17 protein-coding genes and 1 tRNA gene are annotated in these 17438 nt (G+C 53.1%); 9 read left to right on the top strand and 9 right to left on the bottom strand.

What is annotated here, in order from left to right:
- Positions 1–109: 109 nt before the first annotated feature.
- From HCH_RS11595 to HCH_RS11575, 5 genes are all read right to left on the bottom strand, one after another.
- Entirely contained in the window at positions 110–1789 is a 1680-nt protein-coding gene (locus HCH_RS11595) for a putative bifunctional diguanylate cyclase/phosphodiesterase (protein WP_011396429.1), read from the bottom strand.
- An 11-nt stretch (positions 1790–1800) separates the two neighbouring features.
- Positions 1801–2247 (bottom strand): response regulator, encoded by a 447-nt coding sequence (locus HCH_RS11590; protein WP_011396428.1) that lies wholly within the window; start codon positions 2245–2247, stop codon positions 1801–1803.
- A gap of 73 nt (positions 2248–2320) precedes the next feature.
- Complete coding sequence (locus tag HCH_RS11585) at positions 2321–3787, bottom strand: ATP-binding protein (RefSeq protein WP_011396427.1); 1467 nt, start codon at positions 3785–3787, stop codon at positions 2321–2323.
- Positions 3788–3803: 16 nt separating this feature from the next.
- Positions 3804–4340 (bottom strand): YfiR family protein, encoded by a 537-nt coding sequence (locus tag HCH_RS11580; protein WP_011396426.1) that lies wholly within the window; start codon positions 4338–4340, stop codon positions 3804–3806.
- A 250-nt stretch (positions 4341–4590) separates the two neighbouring features.
- Positions 4591–5241 (bottom strand): hypothetical protein, encoded by a 651-nt coding sequence (locus HCH_RS11575; RefSeq protein ID WP_158304952.1) that lies wholly within the window; start codon positions 5239–5241, stop codon positions 4591–4593.
- Positions 5242–5529: 288 nt separating this feature from the next.
- Here HCH_RS11575 and HCH_RS11570 point away from each other — a divergent pair, with 288 nt between their 5' ends.
- Positions 5530–6933 (top strand): TrkH family potassium uptake protein, encoded by a 1404-nt coding sequence (locus HCH_RS11570; RefSeq protein ID WP_011396424.1) that lies wholly within the window; start codon positions 5530–5532, stop codon positions 6931–6933.
- 19 nt (positions 6934–6952) lie between these two features.
- Here the strand turns inward: HCH_RS11570 and HCH_RS11565 are convergent, their stop codons facing one another.
- The 3 genes from HCH_RS11565 to HCH_RS11555 all read right to left on the bottom strand — a co-directional run bounded on the left by HCH_RS11565 (position 6953) and on the right by HCH_RS11555 (position 10741).
- Positions 6953–8518 (bottom strand): sensor histidine kinase, encoded by a 1566-nt coding sequence (locus HCH_RS11565; protein ID WP_049780929.1) that lies wholly within the window; start codon positions 8516–8518, stop codon positions 6953–6955.
- Between the two features lie 188 nt (positions 8519–8706).
- Positions 8707–9696 (bottom strand): Gfo/Idh/MocA family protein, encoded by a 990-nt coding sequence (locus tag HCH_RS11560; RefSeq protein WP_011396422.1) that lies wholly within the window; start codon positions 9694–9696, stop codon positions 8707–8709.
- A 34-nt stretch (positions 9697–9730) separates the two neighbouring features.
- Positions 9731–10741: a tryptophan--tRNA ligase gene (locus HCH_RS11555; RefSeq protein WP_011396421.1), complete on the bottom strand. Its 1011-nt coding sequence runs from the start codon at positions 10739–10741 to the stop codon at positions 9731–9733.
- A 275-nt stretch (positions 10742–11016) separates the two neighbouring features.
- Here HCH_RS11555 and HCH_RS11550 point away from each other — a divergent pair, with 275 nt between their 5' ends.
- The 8 genes from HCH_RS11550 (at position 11017) to HCH_RS11515 (ending at position 16576) form a co-directional block, all read left to right on the top strand.
- Complete coding sequence (locus HCH_RS11550; RefSeq protein ID WP_011396420.1) at positions 11017–12864, top strand: PilZ domain-containing protein; 1848 nt, start codon at positions 11017–11019, stop codon at positions 12862–12864.
- Between the two features lie 105 nt (positions 12865–12969).
- Positions 12970–13060, top strand: a tRNA-Ser gene (locus tag HCH_RS11545).
- 271 nt (positions 13061–13331) lie between these two features.
- Positions 13332–14027 carry a Bax inhibitor-1/YccA family protein gene (locus HCH_RS11540; protein ID WP_011396419.1) on the top strand — a complete coding sequence of 232 codons (696 nt, stop codon included), beginning with the start codon at positions 13332–13334 and terminating at the stop codon, positions 14025–14027.
- 51 nt (positions 14028–14078) lie between these two features.
- The gene (gene tusD, locus HCH_RS11535) at positions 14079–14474 is read left to right on the top strand and encodes a sulfurtransferase complex subunit TusD (RefSeq protein ID WP_011396418.1); all 396 of its coding nucleotides are present in this window, start codon (positions 14079–14081) and stop codon (positions 14472–14474) included.
- 1 nt (position 14475) lies between these two features.
- Complete coding sequence (tusC, locus tag HCH_RS11530; protein ID WP_011396417.1) at positions 14476–14847, top strand: sulfurtransferase complex subunit TusC; 372 nt, start codon at positions 14476–14478, stop codon at positions 14845–14847.
- A 56-nt stretch (positions 14848–14903) separates the two neighbouring features.
- Positions 14904–15200, top strand: coding sequence for a sulfurtransferase complex subunit TusB (gene tusB, locus HCH_RS11525; RefSeq protein WP_011396416.1), 297 nt, complete (start codon positions 14904–14906; stop codon positions 15198–15200).
- 34 nt (positions 15201–15234) lie between these two features.
- On the top strand, positions 15235–15555 hold the full coding sequence (locus HCH_RS11520) for a TusE/DsrC/DsvC family sulfur relay protein (protein WP_011396415.1): 321 nt from the start codon (positions 15235–15237) through the stop codon (positions 15553–15555).
- Positions 15556–15568: 13 nt separating this feature from the next.
- Positions 15569–16576, top strand: a complete 1008-nt coding sequence (locus HCH_RS11515; RefSeq protein WP_011396414.1) for a glycosyl transferase family protein — start codon at positions 15569–15571, stop codon at positions 16574–16576.
- A gap of 78 nt (positions 16577–16654) precedes the next feature.
- Here the strand turns inward: HCH_RS11515 and nfuA are convergent, their stop codons facing one another.
- Complete coding sequence (nfuA, locus tag HCH_RS11510; RefSeq protein WP_011396413.1) at positions 16655–17233, bottom strand: Fe-S biogenesis protein NfuA; 579 nt, start codon at positions 17231–17233, stop codon at positions 16655–16657.
- Between the last annotated feature and the right edge of the window lie 205 nt (positions 17234–17438).

Raw genomic sequence — 17438 nt, 5'->3', positions numbered from 1 at the left:
GGACGGAATAACGCCTCGACCATAAGCTACAGCCAGCCGGGCGCGTCTTAGCTAAGCATAGCAGCAGGATTTAATCTGTGCGAAAAGATGGCGGAGAAAATTTTATTAATTACAACGGCTTGGGTTTACTGACAGCGAAACCTTGCGCATAGTCCACGCCTATTTCGATCAATTTTTCCTTAATCTGCTCGTTTTCCACAAACTCGGCGATGGTCGTCAGTCCCGCCGCATGTCCAATACGGTTGCAGGCTTCGACGATCCCCACGTCAATCGGATCGGACAGCATGTTGCGCACAAAGCTGCCGTCAATTTTCAGATAATCCACCGGAATGGTTTTTAAATAGGAGAAGGAACTCATGCCGCAGCCGAAGTCATCCAACGCGAACTTGAAGCCCTCTTCCCTGATCTCACGGATAAACTCCACGGTTTCCGCTAAGTGGGCGATGGCGGCGGTCTCCGTTATCTCAAAGCAGATTCGCTCCGGGCGGATTTTGTATTTTCTGAGATTTTTACGAATATCTTCGAACACCTTGTCATCGCTTAACGAGGCGCCTGACAGATTGATGAAATAGGCGCCTTTGTCCGCCATCCCTTTGCCGCTTTCGGCGAGGTACTGGAACACTAACTCGATAACCCTGCGGTCAATCAGCGGCATCAGGCTGTAACGTTCAGCGGCGGGAATAAAAGCGCCCGGCGGAATGACCTCGTCGCCTTCCCGCAAACGTAATAGAAACTCGGTATGCAAGCCCGCGCCACGATCCGGGCCAATGCGCTCCATGGGCTGTTGATACAGGAAAAAACGATTTTCCTCCAGCGCGATACGGATACGGCTGATCCACTGCATTTCCGTGCGACGACGCATCATTTCCACGTCATCGCTTTGATATACCTGAATCGTATTGCGCCCCTTGTCCTTGGCGGCGTAACACGCGATGTCGGCGTGACTGAGAATCTCCGCGCCGGAACCGTATTCGCTGGTGACGGCGACAATGCCGATACTCAAACTGATGGTGAACGGCTTCTGCTGCCAGACGAAGCGAAAGTTCCGCACTTCACTGTTCAGCTCTTGCGCCAGTTGAATGGCGCGGCGCTCCGCACAACTCTCCAAAAGTATTCCGAATTCATCGCCGCCCAAACGGGCCAGCGTATCGCTTTCGCGAATATGTTTGGACAGCAGTATGGCCAATTGCTTGAGCAGTTCGTCCCCGGCGACGTGTCCACAGGTGTCGTTGATGATCTTGAACTGATCCAGATCCAGGTACAGCAGCATGTGAGTCAGGCCGCGCTCTTTGCTGCTGTTGAGCGCGCTTTTCAGACGGCGTTCGAATTCACGACGGTTCACCAGATCAGTCAGGCTGTCGTGGTAAGCCATATGATGCAGCGTACGTTCCGCGCGTTTGCGGGCGTCGCGAACCGTGGCCTCTTTCAGCTCCCGTTGGATAGCCGGCAGCAGGCGCGCCAGGTTGTCCTTCATGATGTAGTCATGGGCCCCGGCTTTCATCGCCCGCACGGCGACATCTTCGCCAATGGTGCCGGAAACGATGATCACAGGCACGTCCAGCTCCGCCTCGCGCACGACCGCCAGGGCTTCTTCGGAGGAGAATCCGGGCATATTGTGATCGGTGATGATGATGTCCCACTGCTGAGCGCTGAGCATCTTGCGCATGTCATGCTCATTGTCCACGCGGGTATAGTTGGGCAGCATGCCGCCTTTGCGCAACTCCCTGATCAACAGGATGGCGTCGTCTTCCGAATCATCCACCACCAGAAGACGCAAACCCTGTCGCATAGTCGCTCCGGTCACTGAAGCTTGCATAACGGAGGCCGATTGATGTCCAACCAGTATTCTCCCATCAGGTTCATCTGACGGGAAAACTCGGTAAAGTTAACGGGCTTGTTGATATAGCTGTTCGCGCCCAGGCGATAGGCTTCCTTGATGTCGCTGGACTCATCCGACGAGGTCAGAATCACGACTGGCAACAAACAGGTCCTTTGGTCGTTCCGAATATTTCTCAGCACATCCAATCCATTCAGCTTGGGTAACTTCATGTCGAGAAAAATCACTACAGGCTGCTCAGCGACGTTGCGTCCCTGATAGTCTCCTTCACCAAACACAAAATCCAGGGCCTGCTGGCCATCCCGCGCCACCACCACCTGTGTTTTCGGGTTAGCTTTCTTTAATGCTCTTAACGCCAACGCCTCATCATCAGGGTTATCCTCAACCAGTAATATCATGCACTGTTGCATCAGCGATTCTCTCAGTCCACTAACCAAGTCTAGGCCTATTATTTTAGTTTATACAAATTTACACGCTGACAATTCAGCGCGCCCCAGTCTCGTGCGCATCCACCGCCGCATCATTCAATGTGAAGTAGAAGACGCTGCCTTCTCCGGGTTGAGATTCCGCCCATATCCGACCGCCATGACGGCTTATCACACGGGACACCGTCGCCAGCCCGATGCCGCTGCCCTCAAACTCCGCTGGGGAGTGCAACCGGTTAAACGCCACGAACAGCTTGTCCGCATACTTCATATCAAACCCCGCGCCATTGTCTTTGACATAAAATATCCGCTCGCCGTCTTTGTCAATGGCTCCGAATTCAATTCTCGCGTGGGAAAGTTTCGAGGAATATTTCCAGGCGTTGCCAATCAGATTGGAAAGCGCCACGCCAAGCAGATTCTCATCCCCCTGAGTCATTAAGCCCGGTTGAATGACCGCTTCTACATGCCGTTCGGGTTGATCCGCCTGCAAGGCTTCAAAGATAGTCGCCGCCAGGTTGCTCAGATTCACCTCTTTGCTCTCCACCTTATAACGGGTCACCCGGGACAAAGTAAGCATGCTGTCGATCAGACGCCCCATGCGCTGACTGGCGGCGCGCACACGGTTGAGGTAATCCATGGCGACTTCGTCAAGCTGATCCGAACAGTCCTCCAGCAGCGCGTCGCTGAAACCGTCGATGGCGCGCAGGGGCTGACGCAAATCGTGGGAGACCGAGTAGCTGAACGCCTCCAGCTCTTTGTTAGCGGAACGCAGCTCCGCCGTTCTCTGCGCCACGATTTTCTCCAGGTTCTCGTAATTATGCAGAATCTGCGCGTTCTGCTCTTCAATGGTGTCCAGCATGGAGTTAAAAGCCACCACCAACTGTCCGATTTCGTCCTCACTTTCCTGTTCCGCCCGCAGACTGTAATCCTTCACTCTGGCGATGCGGGTGGCGGTTTCCGTCAAATGCACCAGCGGCGTGGAGATGATGCGCTGCAGCATGCTGGACACCAGCAACAACGCCATCACCACCAGTGCGGACACAATCGCGGCGGTAGCGATATAGTTTTGTAAATGCCCCACTAACTCCTGCAAAGAAGAGCGGATATACAGTTTGCCGATGCTTTCGCCATCCAGCTCGATGGCCTGGGTCAGATGAAAATAGCTGCTGGTGAACTCCCCTTCATGGGCGGCGGGCGCCAGGGGACATTGCAAGTCCTGCCGCCGGGAGAAACTGCTCAGCGGCGCCCCCATGGCGTCATAGATACAGGACAGTTCGATAGACTGACGCAACTTCAGGCTGTTGACGTTATCCTGCAATTGCGCCGTGTCGCTGAACACCAGAGCGGCGTTGCTGCGGTCCGCCAGGATTTTGCCAATGACGTTCATTTCCTGTTTCAGCTGGTCTTTGTAAGTCAGGTTTTCGTACCAGATGAAACTCAGGCTGACCACCACAATGCCGATCACGCTGGTGAACAACGTCATCATGATCAGCTTGTGCTTTATCGGCATCTGAGACCATTTCATGTTCTGCTGCACCTACCTACTTCTTGATCACGTCCAGAGCCAGTTCGAGCAGCTTGGAGCTGATGTCGAGACCGGCCTCGCGGGCGCTGGATAAATTTATTTCAAACCGGATCACATTGCCGACGGTCACAAACCCGATCATGCCGTCGGAGCTGGCGAAATCCTTCATATCGCTTACGGTTAAAACATTCCGCCCCACCTGGGAGAGAATCGTCGATAGCTGCCGCTTCTCTTCCCGACTGATGAACAGCACTTCGCAGACAGCGGCGTCCGCCGCCTTGTCGGGATACAACAGATTGATGGGTTTTCCGTGAGCGGTCAGAGACTTAAGCGGATGGAGGATTTCCTTGAAAGGGTCCTCTCCATAGACGCAGATATCGATGGCGGAAGCCGTCGCCTCCGCGTCAGTCCAGGTGACGAACTTAATGAAGTTGTAAAGGTACGCGGCTTTGATTTCGTATTCGGAACGGGCGTACGCCTGCTCCCACGTCCCCAGGACAGCGGCCAGGATTAGAAACAGCCTGCAAAAATGTTTCCCTAAACCCGAAAGCATAAACGATGGCTATATTGTTGTTTGTTATTCGCTGTCTGTGCGGTGAATCAAATCCAGCGGCCGAGTCGCCATACCTGATTTTCAGAATCGGCCGCAGCGTTTCGGAAATACGCAGCAAAACTCAACCTTAGTGGCTGAGTTTAGCTCAAATTATTGAAATAAAAATAAAAAATGTAAAAAGAATGCGGAATCCCCACCTCTCGGCAACGATCCCGAACGCCTCAGCTTGTGAAGAGAACCATCGACAAAATTACATCCTGTCCATAACAAAGGTTTGTATGCAGGCGCGTTGGTTCTGTAGTTCAGGATACCCGGGAATGGCAATGTCGTAGGTTTGCACGCCGCCATCCACCATCGCCAGTTTGATCCAACGCCGGTCCCGCGCCATTAACCCTTCGAATCGCAACGGCCCGCCGCTGGCGCTAAAGCCAGGGACACTCTCCTGACAGTTGGGAAATTCCAGGAACAGGCGGTGGTTGTCCAACACCTGATAACGCCCTCCAGGACAGTTCCCAGCAATGCGGGCCGTCACAGGCGCATCTCCCGTTGCGGTTTGATCCAGACCGATCAGCGAGCCAGTGACGCTTAAGTCCACTGTCCCAGTTGGAGAAAACGTCATCACGCCATAGCCCGCTACAGAAACCGCCTCGCCTTCCACCAGCAGGCTGTGAGGAGGCTCCGGATCAAACCCTGTCGCAGGCGGAGGCTGCAATGGCGTCTGCACACACGAGAACTGACCGACAAAGCCATATTCACCCCGCAACGCCTTGCCGCCCAGGGTGGCCACAGCGAGCGCTGGATCAATCGCTCCCTCCTGCGCCATAGACGTACTGGATAAACACAACGCCACCGCACCTAGCAGACGCACTCCCGATTTTAGATAACACTGATTCATAGACATAAACTCCCTCTTGTTTCCTTGTCGCCACATCGTCCGCCTACCGCCCACTTCAGGAGAACGCTTTCACCTGACCGTCTTCGTCGATTATTTAATGTTCTAGTGACAATTTCTATCAGCGGCCCGCCCACATAGGCCCTAACAGGCTTTTTTTACGGAATTTTTACGGCCTGACAATCCGCGCCTTGATAAACTTTAATACTTGGTTTTCAAGCTATTTCAGACAGTTTCCGCCACAGCGTGATCAACAGACGAGCCACCCTCTACCTCCTAACCTTCCCGGTCGCCTTAATGGGAGGGGTGCAATTAATTTTTGGCGCACTGTCCGTAGCGCTGTTCCGCGACAACGTGCAACAGGCGTTTATGGCCCCTGGGGTGACGATGCTGGCGGCGTCCTATTTATTCTGGTCCCGCTACCGCAAATCCGATCTCACCAAAATCGGCTATCGCGATTCATTGCTGTTCGCCAGTCTGACCTGGATGTGCAGCGGCGTACTGGGAGCGATCCCCATTATTCTCATCACAGGCGTCAGTTTCACGGATGGCGTTTTTGAATCCATCAGCGCCCTCACCACCACCGGCGCCACGGTTCTGAGCGGACTGGACAGCCTCCCCAAGACCTTCCTGTTATATCGACAGTTCCTGCAATGGCTGGGAGGCCTGGGAGTGGTGATATTTGTGGTGGCGGTATTGCCCATGCTGAACGTGGGCGGCATGAAACTGTTGAAGGCGGAAACGCCGGGACCGGTCAAAGACGATAAGCTGTCGCCTCGCGTCGCCAATACGGCGCACTATCTTTGGATTGTATATATCGCCATCACCCTGCTGTGCGCCCTCTCCTATTTCGTCGCCGGCATGAGTTTTTACGATGCGGTCGCACACAGCTTCACCACCGTCTCCACCGGCGGATTCTCCACCCATGACGCCAGTATGGGCTACTTCCAAAGCCATCTGATTCTGGCGGTTTCCGATGTGTTCATGCTGCTGGGCGCTATCAGCTTCGGCTTGCATTTCAAGGTATTTCGCGCCCGCAATCCCTTTGTGTACCTCAAGGACGAAGAAACCCGCACCTTCCTGCTGATTGTGGCGGGCCTGTCTTTGCTTCTGTGCATCATGTTGCTGAAAGCGCAGCAGTATCACGACCCTCTCACTGCGCTCAGCGACTCCGCTTTCCACCTGATCTCATTCATCACCAGCACGGGTTTCGGCGCCGCCGGCTTCACTGACTGGCCGGAGGTCGCCGCCATGCTGCTGGTCTTCGCCGGCTATCTGGGAGGCTGCGCAGGCTCCACCGCCGGGGGCAACAAGATCATTCGCAACATTATTTCCATCAAGTCCATCAACCTTGAACTCAAGCGGATCGTGCATCCCCGCGGCGTATTCGTCATGAAGTATCAGGGGCGCTCCGTCGGCGCCGACGTCACCAGCGCGACAGCCGCCTTCATGAGCTTCGCCGCGGGCAGCACCCTGATACTGACTTTAGCGCTCATGGCGACGGGATTGGAGTTCTGGTCTTCTTTCACCGCCGTGGCCGCATGCCTCAACGTGCTGGGACCTGCGTTTGCGGAGTTAGGCAGCAACTTCGCTCCCGTCAGCGACACAGGCGCCTGGGTGCTGTCCTTCGCCATGATCCTGGGACGCCTCGAATACTTCACGCTACTGGCCATCTTTCTGCCGCACTTCTGGCGCAGGTAGCCGGGAGCGACTAAACAGCTTACTCTGCGCCCTCCGCCGGATCGCCATCCAAGGCTCCGTCTGGATCGGACTCCGGTTGCGGATCAACCGGCAAGATGATGCGAATATCCGCGCCACGCCCGTCTTTGCCGTCCAACGCCTCCACCGAACCGCCATGGGCGCCGATCATGCCGTGACAAATGGCGAGTCCCAGCCCCGTGCTGGGCTTGCGATCGCCTTTGGTGACGGAATAAAACATATTGAACACCTGTTCCCGCTCTTCCGGCGGAATCCCCGGCCCTTGATCAATCACATCAATGATCAGGCTCGTACTTTCCACGCTGGCCAGGATGTCTATTCGACCGCCTTCCGGCGAAAACTTGGCGGCGTTCTCCAGGATATTGATCAACGCCTGCTCCAGCAGGGCGGCGTGTACATAAAGCAGAGGAATGTCCGGAGCCAACTCAATATTGACCTTGAGCGGCTTGAGCTCGTTCACCAGTCGCTTCACCGCGGCGCCGACGATATCGTGCAGTGAAGTCCAGTCCCGGTGCAGTTTCAACGCGCCATAACCCAGCCGGGTCATATCCAGCAGATTCTGGATGTAGCGATCCAGGCGCTCCGCTTCCTGCAATGTTGTCTCCATCAGCTCCTTACGATCTTCATCAGACAGGCGGTCGTGGTATTGCAGCAGGCTGCCGGCGGAGCCGATCATGGCCGCCAAGGGGGTTTTCAAATCATGGGAAACAGAGGAAAGCAGCGCCGCGCGCAGGCGCTCGGTTTCAGCCTGAAAACGCACCTCCTCCAACTCCTCATTGAGTTTGGTCCTGAGCAGAGACAGTTTCAGTTGCTGGGTCAGATTGCTGATACGATTGTGGAGTTCCCAATCCAGGGCTTTGTATGCGCCATCTGGAACGCCCAACAGGCACAGCACGCCCATTTCCGAGCACACCGGCAGCCACTTGTACTGGGAAGGTTGTTCAGGGGAAGTCCGTGCGCTGGAGGAATCCGACGCCGACTGTTCCCAAATGCGTCTGGCCAGCGCCAGCTCCGACGCTGGTAAAGCGAATGGCTCGCCCCTCGCATCCAGAGCGCTTCCCTGTTCCACCAGACCTTTTTCAAACGCCAACACTGGAGCGCTCACCAGCTTCGCCATCTCCTTGAGCGCCACCTCCATGATGGATCTGCGATCTGGCGCCAGACTCAGTTTACTGCTCAGAGACAGGAGATCCTCCACTTCGCGCTTGCTCTCCCGAATCGCCAGGACCTGCTCTTTCAACCTCACGGCGAGGTTGCCGCTAATGGTGGACACCAACAGGAAGAAAATAATCGTCAGCAGGTCCTCGGAATGAGTGACCTTCAGCGTGTAATGGGGATGCGTGAAAAAATAGTTATAGGCGAAAAAGCCCAGCAGCGCGCTCCATAGGGCTGGCCAGACGCTGGTTTTGACGCCTGCAGCGAGCACGCCAAGAAACAGCACCAATAATACATTGGGGTGCGCCAACACCTGAGTGATCACCAATGACGCAAGCATGGCGCCCAGCATGATCAACGTCGCCAGCCAAAAGTCTTTCGGTTTGAAATGAGCGTTAATATCCTTCAGCACGCAATAATTCCTTAGCATTCATAAATGCCAACAACTCCAAGCATCGCGCAGTACTGTCGCAATGTATTTAAGTTGTTGAAAATTGACTTTTTATCATTCCGCCCGCCAATAATCCAGCCGTCGAAAAGCGCTGAAATAACCCAGCTGGCAATTAAGATATGAGTTGCAGGAAGTTTAGTCGCTGACGCTTATTGCTGAGCGAGAAAGGGATAGATCACGCCCAAGCGAGCCAGGATGGCGTCCATCAGAGTTTGGGTGGCCAGTGTGTCGCGCCATGGGATCACGTCGCTCTGCAATTCGCCGGCGCGAATACGCGCCATCGCGTGCATGACCTGATACTCAAACCCGTTCGCCAACAGCGGTCCATCGAAGGTTTCGCAAGCGCCGTCATGAGTGATCAAGGTTGCGGTGGAGGCTTCCCAAAAATCGGCGGGAATTTCGATGCGCCCTTTGGAACCGTATATCCGAAAACCATTGTCCGTGTTGGACAGCAGGTTACAGGTGAACTGACTGGCCGGACCGCCGTAATTGAGAATGGCGGAAACCCGCTCGTCCACGCCGGTTTCGCCCACCACGCCATCGCATACAAAGGAAACCGGATCGCGCCCCATGACAAACTGGGACATAGAGAGGTTGTAAATACCGATATCGAGCAAGGCCCCGCCGGCGAGATCCCGTTCGAATACGCGATCGCCTTTCACTCGCTCTGCTTTATATCCAAAGCGGGAGTCCATCAAAACCACATCGCCAATCGCGCCAGCGTCCACCCACTGCTTAACCTGACGCCAAACAGGGATGAAGCGCGTCCACAAAGCTTCCATCAGAAACACATTGCGGTTGGAAGCCGCGTCCATCAATCTCTGCGCCTGCCCGGCGCTGACCGTCAACGGCTTTTCACACAGAACCGGCTTACCGGCGTCTATGCACAGTAGCGCGGTTTCTAAATGATAACGATGGGGATTGGCGATATAGATGGCGTCGATATCCGGGTCTTGGGCCAGTTCACGGTAGTCCCCGTAAACCCGCTCGCAGCCAAAGCGCTGGGCGAAGGCGTCGCCGCGCTCCCGATTTGAACTGGCGACCGCCAGCACTCTGGCGTCGTCAATAGCGGCAAAGCAAGCGGCGAAGCGCTGAGCGATGCGTCCCGGCGCTATAACGCCCCAACTAAAGGTCCGCATACTCCCGTCTCCGTCCGCCTGTCGAGTCAAACAACTATCGAATAGGTCCGATGCCTACCGCCTGCTTGGCCTTGGCCAGCAATACCGCCGCCTTTTCTCTGGCCTTTTCCGCGCCTTGCTGCAGCGTAGCTTCAATGTAGGCGGGGTCCTGCATCAGTTCGTTATAGCGTTCACGCTTATCGGCCAGGATCTCGTTCAAGTATTCGAACAACTGCTTCTTGGTTTCGCCCCAACCTATGCCTTCTGCATATTGCTTGCGCATATTCGCCACTTCTTCCGGTTTGGCGAACGCGGAGTAGATCGCAAACAGGCTGCAGCCGTCGGTCTCTTTCGGTTCACCTGGCTCCAACGAGTTGGTGACGATTTTGTTGATCAGCTTTCTGAATTTCTTTTCCGGCTCGAACAAAGGAATGGTGTTGTTGTAGCTTTTGCTCATCTTGCGCCCGTCCAGGCCAGGCAACACCATAGACTCCTCACTGACCACCACTTCCGGCAACACGAATGTCTCGCCGAAGATATGATTGAAGCGCGCCGCGATGTCACGACACATTTCCAAGTGCTGCACCTGATCCTTACCGACCGGCACCTTGTGCGCGTTGAACATCAGAATGTCCGCAGACATCAGCACCGGGTAGCTGAACAGCCCCATGGTCACGCCCTTGTCAGGATCAGCGTCGCCTTTCTCGATATTTTCCTGCACCGCGGCTTTATAGGCATGAGCGCGGTTCATCAGGCCTTTCGCCGTGACGCTGGTCAGCAACCAGTTCAACTCAAGAATTTCCGGAATGTCGGATTGACGGTAGAACGTCACTTTTTCCGGGTCCAGACCGCAAGCAAGCCAAGTCGCCGCGATGGCTTTGGTGGATTCCCTGACGCGCTCAGGCTCGTGGCACTTGATCAAGGCGTGGTAATCCGCCAGGAAGAAATAAGACTGCACCCCGTCCTGCTTACTGGCTTCAATAGCAGGACGAATCGCGCCCGCATAGTTACCCAGGTGAGGAATGCCGGTAGTGGTGATACCCGTTAATACAATCTGCTTGCTCATGGACTCTGTACTTTCGCGGAATAAAACAAGGGCTGGAAAGATATCAGATTACGGACTTGAAGACAGTATGCGGGGTGTAATATCAATAAAAAACACCGCTCGGACGGCAGTCCCTCTCCATAAGCATCACTACTCCCACTATAACCAACAAAGTCTAATCTTTCGTTTAACCAGTTTGCGAGATACCACCCCCCGCCGCATAGCAGTAGCATGATGTCTTCCACCGCCCTTGAAGAACCATTTACGACTACGTACTACCACAAGGGGACTACACCATGGATAAAAAAGTCGTTTTGGATATTCTTTTCAGCGCAATAATTCTTACTCTATTCATCGGCCCACGTTTCAATTCGTGGTCTTATGCCAAGTTGAACCTGTTCTCGGGCAAGCCAGAGGATTACATTGATAAATTCAGATACTACTTTTACTGCTCCGTTTACCTTCTAACTTTTATCACCTTACTCGCCACGCTGTATCAATTTCCAGAGTTTCTCAGCATCTTCCCCTCCAACGTCCATGAACCCGACTGGGGAAATGCACTGGTAAAGGTTCTTGGAGAAAATAGCATTACAGTTTATTCCTTTATGCTAATTACACTGCTTGGCAATAAAAAGGTAGCGGCCGTAGAAGACGCCTGGCGCGAGAGACTTCATGAGTGGGCCCGCATTCCCAAAGCGGTCCAAGAGGCTACCCGCACTATTACTAACCGGGACAACGGGTTTCGTCCACCGAAAAGATATTTGGAGAGGGTCGCCAAAGAGCTACAACTGGAAGCGGCTAGAAACGCTAAAAAAGAATTGCAGTCCACCTTCTGGATGAACATACTCCACCACCGTCAGCATAGCCAGATTCAAGGGGCGATAACTTGGCGATTTATCGAATGCTTTTGTCTTCTGATGATAGTAAAAGATGAGTGTCCTGGATACTTTCATGACGACTTGGCTGGCAAAGAGGCCCGCCTACATGAACTCAGCACCATTATCCCATTTCTGGAGCCTGGCGAGACAGATGCCCAACATCATAAAGAAGAACTAAACCGGTTATCTATCTATTTCATTGAGTGCCTATGCAAACGCTTGATTAAGCATTACCCCAGCAAACAAGCACAATACAACGCATTTAAAAACCTGGGGTTCAATATTGGCTACCGGGACTCCACCGACATCAAAATTGCCGAAGCCATCGCTTTGTCACTACTGGGAATATTAGTGGTATCCTGCATCTCTGTGCTCGCGCTGCAAGAGGTTCTAGGGCTGCTGACCTGGGACAGATATCTAAGGTGGGCAAGCGGCAGTTTCATCTGTTTCTGTTTCGCCCTCTTTATCGCAATATTCTGCGAGCGCACAATGACCAAGCAAGCTGAGCCAAGCTTGAGCCTTTATGTAATCACCATACTGGCTGCTACTATAAGCGCTTTTCTCTATTTTCATATCGCCAGCGACCTCAATCGAAACGGAGCCCAATACGCCAGAGGCATCTTAGCCCTATCTTTTTCCGTGCTGTCCTTATGCGTTATTCTCGCTTTAAATGCCAACAACCAACATGCCGACGACGTCAAACGCTCTGCATGGCTACACGCTCTTGGGATGGGAGCCTTATTAGCTCCCTGCCAGATCGCCATTTATCTTGCCTATACATCAGGCACTCCGAATAGCCCACTCATCGATTTTCAGTTGAGTCATGCGGGCATCAATACGCTAATAACCGACCGAGACTACTTGCTCGCCAAATTGGGGTTAATTGGTCTCTTTAAAGGCTTTTTCCTTGGTGGCATCGTAAGTTATGCAATTCAAGACACCATGCGTCGCCAACAAGTCTCCGCAATGCGCAAAAACCCCCGCGCACGGTTCAATCAAATCATATCCTTAAAGTCGGGAGATAACGAAATACTGGCTGGTGCGGAAAACATTTCCAAGGATGGCATCATGCTCAAATGTGGGAGGCGCTTAGATAAAAATACTAGAGTTGAAATCGCCACTCGTTTCTTCGGCCCAGTAACTGGAGTCGTAAAATGGAGTCGTCGCAAGCTGTGGAAGAAACAGCTGGTAGGTATAGAGTTCATTGGTGAAAGAAATGAGCTTCACGCCTTTTTGAGGGGACAGTTTGGGCTTTATTATGCTTAAATGTTGGGCGCTGACATAATTTGTTAGTGCCCGAACTGCAAACCTGTTGACACCCCAAAATTTTTGAGTATTATGCACGACTCGTGTCACACAGGCACTCTTAACGGTGAGCTGGCTGAGTGGTTGAAAGCAGCGGTCTTGAAAACCGCCGTAGGTTAATAGCCTACCCGGGGTTCGAATCCCTGGCTCACCGCCACTTCTTTTCCGCATCCGCGGGCATAGATCAAGCATTCCCTTATTACGTTTCTCATCGCCAAGTCTTAAACAGACTAAACACCCCAATTTAGCGTTAAGCCAACCGACATATTCTTACGTATCAACCTCTAAGCTGCATGTTTAACTGAAGGGCCCGGTGCGCAAGGTTTTCTGTAACGAATATTTTATCTTTTTTAATCTCAGCAAAGATTGAAATTTCCCTTACCATCACTAATATAGAAACCAACTAGCTTTTTTAACTGGAGACGTTCATGGATAACAGAAACTATAACAATCAATCAGCCGTCGCCGACTTTAGGCAAGGCTACGGCGTAGCTGTCGATTCTTCCACCGCCGCCAACGTTTTGAAAAACACTTACTGGCTGCTGGGCATGACCCTGGCGTTTTCCGCTTTCACAGCATTCTTGTCATCAAGCATGCAGTTCAACCCTATTATGCATTACGGCGCTTTCTTCGGCGCACTGGCGATCAGCTTCTTGATTCATAAAGTCGCCAACAGCGTTTGGGGCTTGGTGTTAGCATTCACGTTTACTGGTCTGCTTGGCCTGACAATCGGCCCTATCGTTGGCCAGCTGATCGCAGGCGGAGCCGCACAGGCGGTAACCAGCGCACTGGGTCTGACCGCATTCGTATTCTTCGGTCTGTCCGCTTACGCCCTGATTAGCAAGAAAGACTTCAGCTTCCTGGCTGGCTTCCTGGTTGCAGGCTTCTGGGTCATCGTAGGCTGCATCATCATGAGCTTCTTCATCCAGAGCAGTGCGTTCTCTCTGGCGATCTCAGGCGCTATCGTATTGTTCGCGTCCGCAGGGATTCTGTATCAGACCAGCGCTATCGTTCATGGCGGCGAAACCAACTACATCCTGGCGGCGGTCTCTCTGTACGCGTCCATCTACAACCTGTTCATCAGCCTGCTGAACCTGATCCTGGCGTTCGGCGGTGACGATTGATCCTAAATAGGTTTAACATAAGCCCGGTCTAACCGGGCTTTTTTATTTGTCATGAAATACACCATTGTCGTTTACGGCGCCCCCTTTTCGTCACAGGCGCCCTACTCCGCCTGCCAGTTCGCCAAAGCGGTTCTGGCGCGGGGTCATAGCATATACCGCATTTTCTTTTACCATGATGGCGTGCTGAACGCGTCTTCCCTCAGCATTGCGCCACAGGACGACGCCTATCTTCCCGCTGAGTGGGCGACCCTCAAACGCGAGCATAACCTCGACCTGGTCGCCTGCATTGGCGCCAGCGTCAAACGCGGCGTCATCACGCCCTCAGAAGCCGAGCGCTATCAACGCAGCGGCGATTCACTACAGAGCGAATTTGAGCTGTCAGGACTGGGACAACTCGTGGATGCAGCCTTGTATTCCGATCGCGTCATCACATTTGGAGCCGGCTAACGTGAGCGAGATAGCAAAAAAACGTTTGTTATATCTGATCACCCGTCCTCCATTCGGCGACGCGTACGGGGCGGAAGGACTGGACGCCGTGCTGGCGGCGGCGGTTTTCGATCAGGAGGTGGAAGTGGTCTTTCTGGAACAAGGCGTTTTCCAATTATCGAAAAACATCGATCCAACCCCCATCGCGATGAAAAATCATACGAAAGGCTTCAAAGCCTTGCCTATTTATGGCGTAGAAAAAGTCTTTGTCTCCGCCGAGGCGTTGGAAAAGTTCGCCCTCAGCGCGGATGAACTGAGCATGCCCGTTGAAGTTCTGCAGCTCAGCGCCATTAAAGAAAAAATGGCGGCGGCGGATCATATTTTCAGCTTTTGAGTCGTCTTCTTTAATCAACCATTACATCAATAATCACAAATCACAAATCACACGCCATGGTGTTACATATATTCAATAAAGGCATTCGCAATCGCGAACTGCTTAAGACCTGCGCCGATTTGGCAGGACCCGATGACAGTCTGCTTTTGATTGAGGACGGCGTAATATGGGCCAAGGAACATAAAGAGAACGCGCTGTTACAGGGGCTGCTTAATGCAGGCGTCAAAGTGTATGCGCTAAAGGAAGACTTGACGGCGCGGGGCATTGTCGCGGCGGACGCCATTGCAATAGCGGACTACGCGCAGTTCGTCGAGCTGACCGAGCGCCACCCTCGCAGCGTCTCCTGGTTCTAAAGCCATACCTCAGGACAAAAGCGGAAGCTACCCTATGACGTTACAGGACCTCCCCCTGGATAAAGACGGTTTCCTGGTCAACTTGAACGACTGGAGCCCCACTATCGCGGAAGAAATCGCCGCACACGAGAATATCGCTCTGACTCCCGAGCATTGGGAAATCATAGATGTGGTGCGGGATTTTTATGATGAATTCGGCCTGTCCCCGGTCAATCGCGTTCTGGTGAAAACTACTGGGGCCAAATTGGGCCAGGATAAAGGCAATAGCATTTATCTGATGAAACTGTTTCCTGGCGGCCCCGCCAAGATCGCATGCAAAATCGCAGGGCTCCCCAAGCCTAACAACTGCCTGTAAACAAGGAAATTCCATGCTGAATGAAAAGTTTCCCAAAGAAAGCAACGAACATGCTTTCGCTCCTTTTATCAGAGCATTAGGTAAAGGCAAAAAGGGTTCTCGCTCATTAACCCGCGAAGAAGCCCGCGCCGCCATGGGAATGATACTGGACGGCGAGACACTGGACCTGCAGCTGGGCGCTTTTCTCATGCTGCTGCGGGTAAAAGAGGAAACGCCGGAGGAGCTGGCGGGGTTTGTGGAAGCGGCGCAAGCCAGATTCAACGCTCCCAAGCTGAAAGTAGACATTGACTGGAGTTCCTACGCAGGCAAAAAGCGCCACCAACCCTGGTTTCTATTTTCCGCCCTGCTACTCAGTCAGAACGGCTACCGCATTTTTATGCATGGTTCAGAGGGGCACACGCAGGGTCGCCTTTATACACGCTCCCTAGTGGAAACCCTGGGACTGCCTGTAGCCGCAAACTGGAGCGAGGCGGCAAGCGCTATTGAAAAAGACTATTTCGTGTATATGCCACTGCAAAGCTTTTCACCGCGTTTGCACGACATCATTCAGATGCGCTCAATTTTAGGCCTGCGCTCCCCTGTGCATTCCATGGCGCGCCTGCTTAATCCACTTCATGCATCGCTGGTTATGCAGGGCATCTTCCACCCTCCTTACAACCCCATTCATCAGCTCAGCGCCAATCTGCTGCAATACCCCACGGCCGTCGTTATCAAGGGCGAAGGCGGCGAAGTCGAACGTAATCCGGACGCTCAGTGCATCGCCCATATCAGCCGCCAGGGCGAAACCTTTGAGGAAACCTGGCCGCCATTATTTGCGCAACGCCATCTTAAAGCAGAAGCGCTCTCCATTGAGCACATGCTTAATGTGTGGCGTGGAGTTGATGAAGATGAGTATGCGGAAGCCGCAGTGATCAGCACGCTTGCCTTGGCGCTGAAATATATTGGGAATAGTCAGTCCCAGCAGGAAGCGCTGGAGATCGCCGCCGAATGGTGGCGCAAGCGGGATAAACAAAGATTCTAACGAAACAAATATAGAAAGGGCGAACATTGTTTCGCCCTTTTCTCGTCTATTCTCTATGGCCTGTCCTGGCCCATACGCTTAAGAGTAATAAGCGTTGTCTGTAACCGTATGATCAGTGGCGTCGCGAACGCCCTTCAGCTCTGGAATTTTCGACAACAGCGTTTTCTCGACGCCTTGCTTGAGGGTGAAGTCCACCGCCGAACATCCCTGACAACCGCCGCCGAACTTAAGCACGGCGACATCGTCAACCACTTCAACCAGAGACACTTCGCCGCCATGAGAGGCTAATCCGGGGTTAATTTCGGTATACAGGATGTAATTGATACGATCAGGCAGCGGAGAGCTTTCGTCCACCTTGGGCATTTTAGCGTTGGGCGCTTTGATAGTAAGCTGACCGCCCATGCGTTCGGTGTTGAAATCGACTAAGGCTTCTTCAAGGTATGGCAGACTGTTTTTATCCAAATACAGAGTAAAGGCGTCAAACTCGACTTTTTCATCATCCTTTATGATCTCTTCCGGCTTACAGTACGCCAGGCAGGTTTCCGCATATTTGGTGCCCGGCTGCGTCACGAACATGCGCACGCCCATGCCCTCGGTTTTTTGCTTTTCCAGTAATTGCGCGAGGTAGTCGCGAGCCGATTCTGTGACTGTTACCATTCCTATATAGCCCCAAAGGTGATTGATGCTGTGAATTGTAGAGCAAAAGACTCGTTGGTTAAAGCCTTAGCAAATTAGTAGGATTTAGCCGAAGCGGGCATTTTCACCACCCCCACATCGCCCTCACTTCATTGCAAAAGGCTTCTTGGCCCTAGGCAAATAGGGCATCTTATGGCTTAATCTGCTAATATTTTCCCCCTTTAGA

Source organism: Hahella chejuensis KCTC 2396 (genome assembly GCF_000012985.1).
Taxonomy (GTDB): Bacteria; Pseudomonadota; Gammaproteobacteria; order Pseudomonadales; family Oleiphilaceae; genus Hahella; species Hahella chejuensis.
Note: the sequence above shows the minus strand (reverse complement) of the source record. Positions and strands in the feature narration are given on the sequence as shown.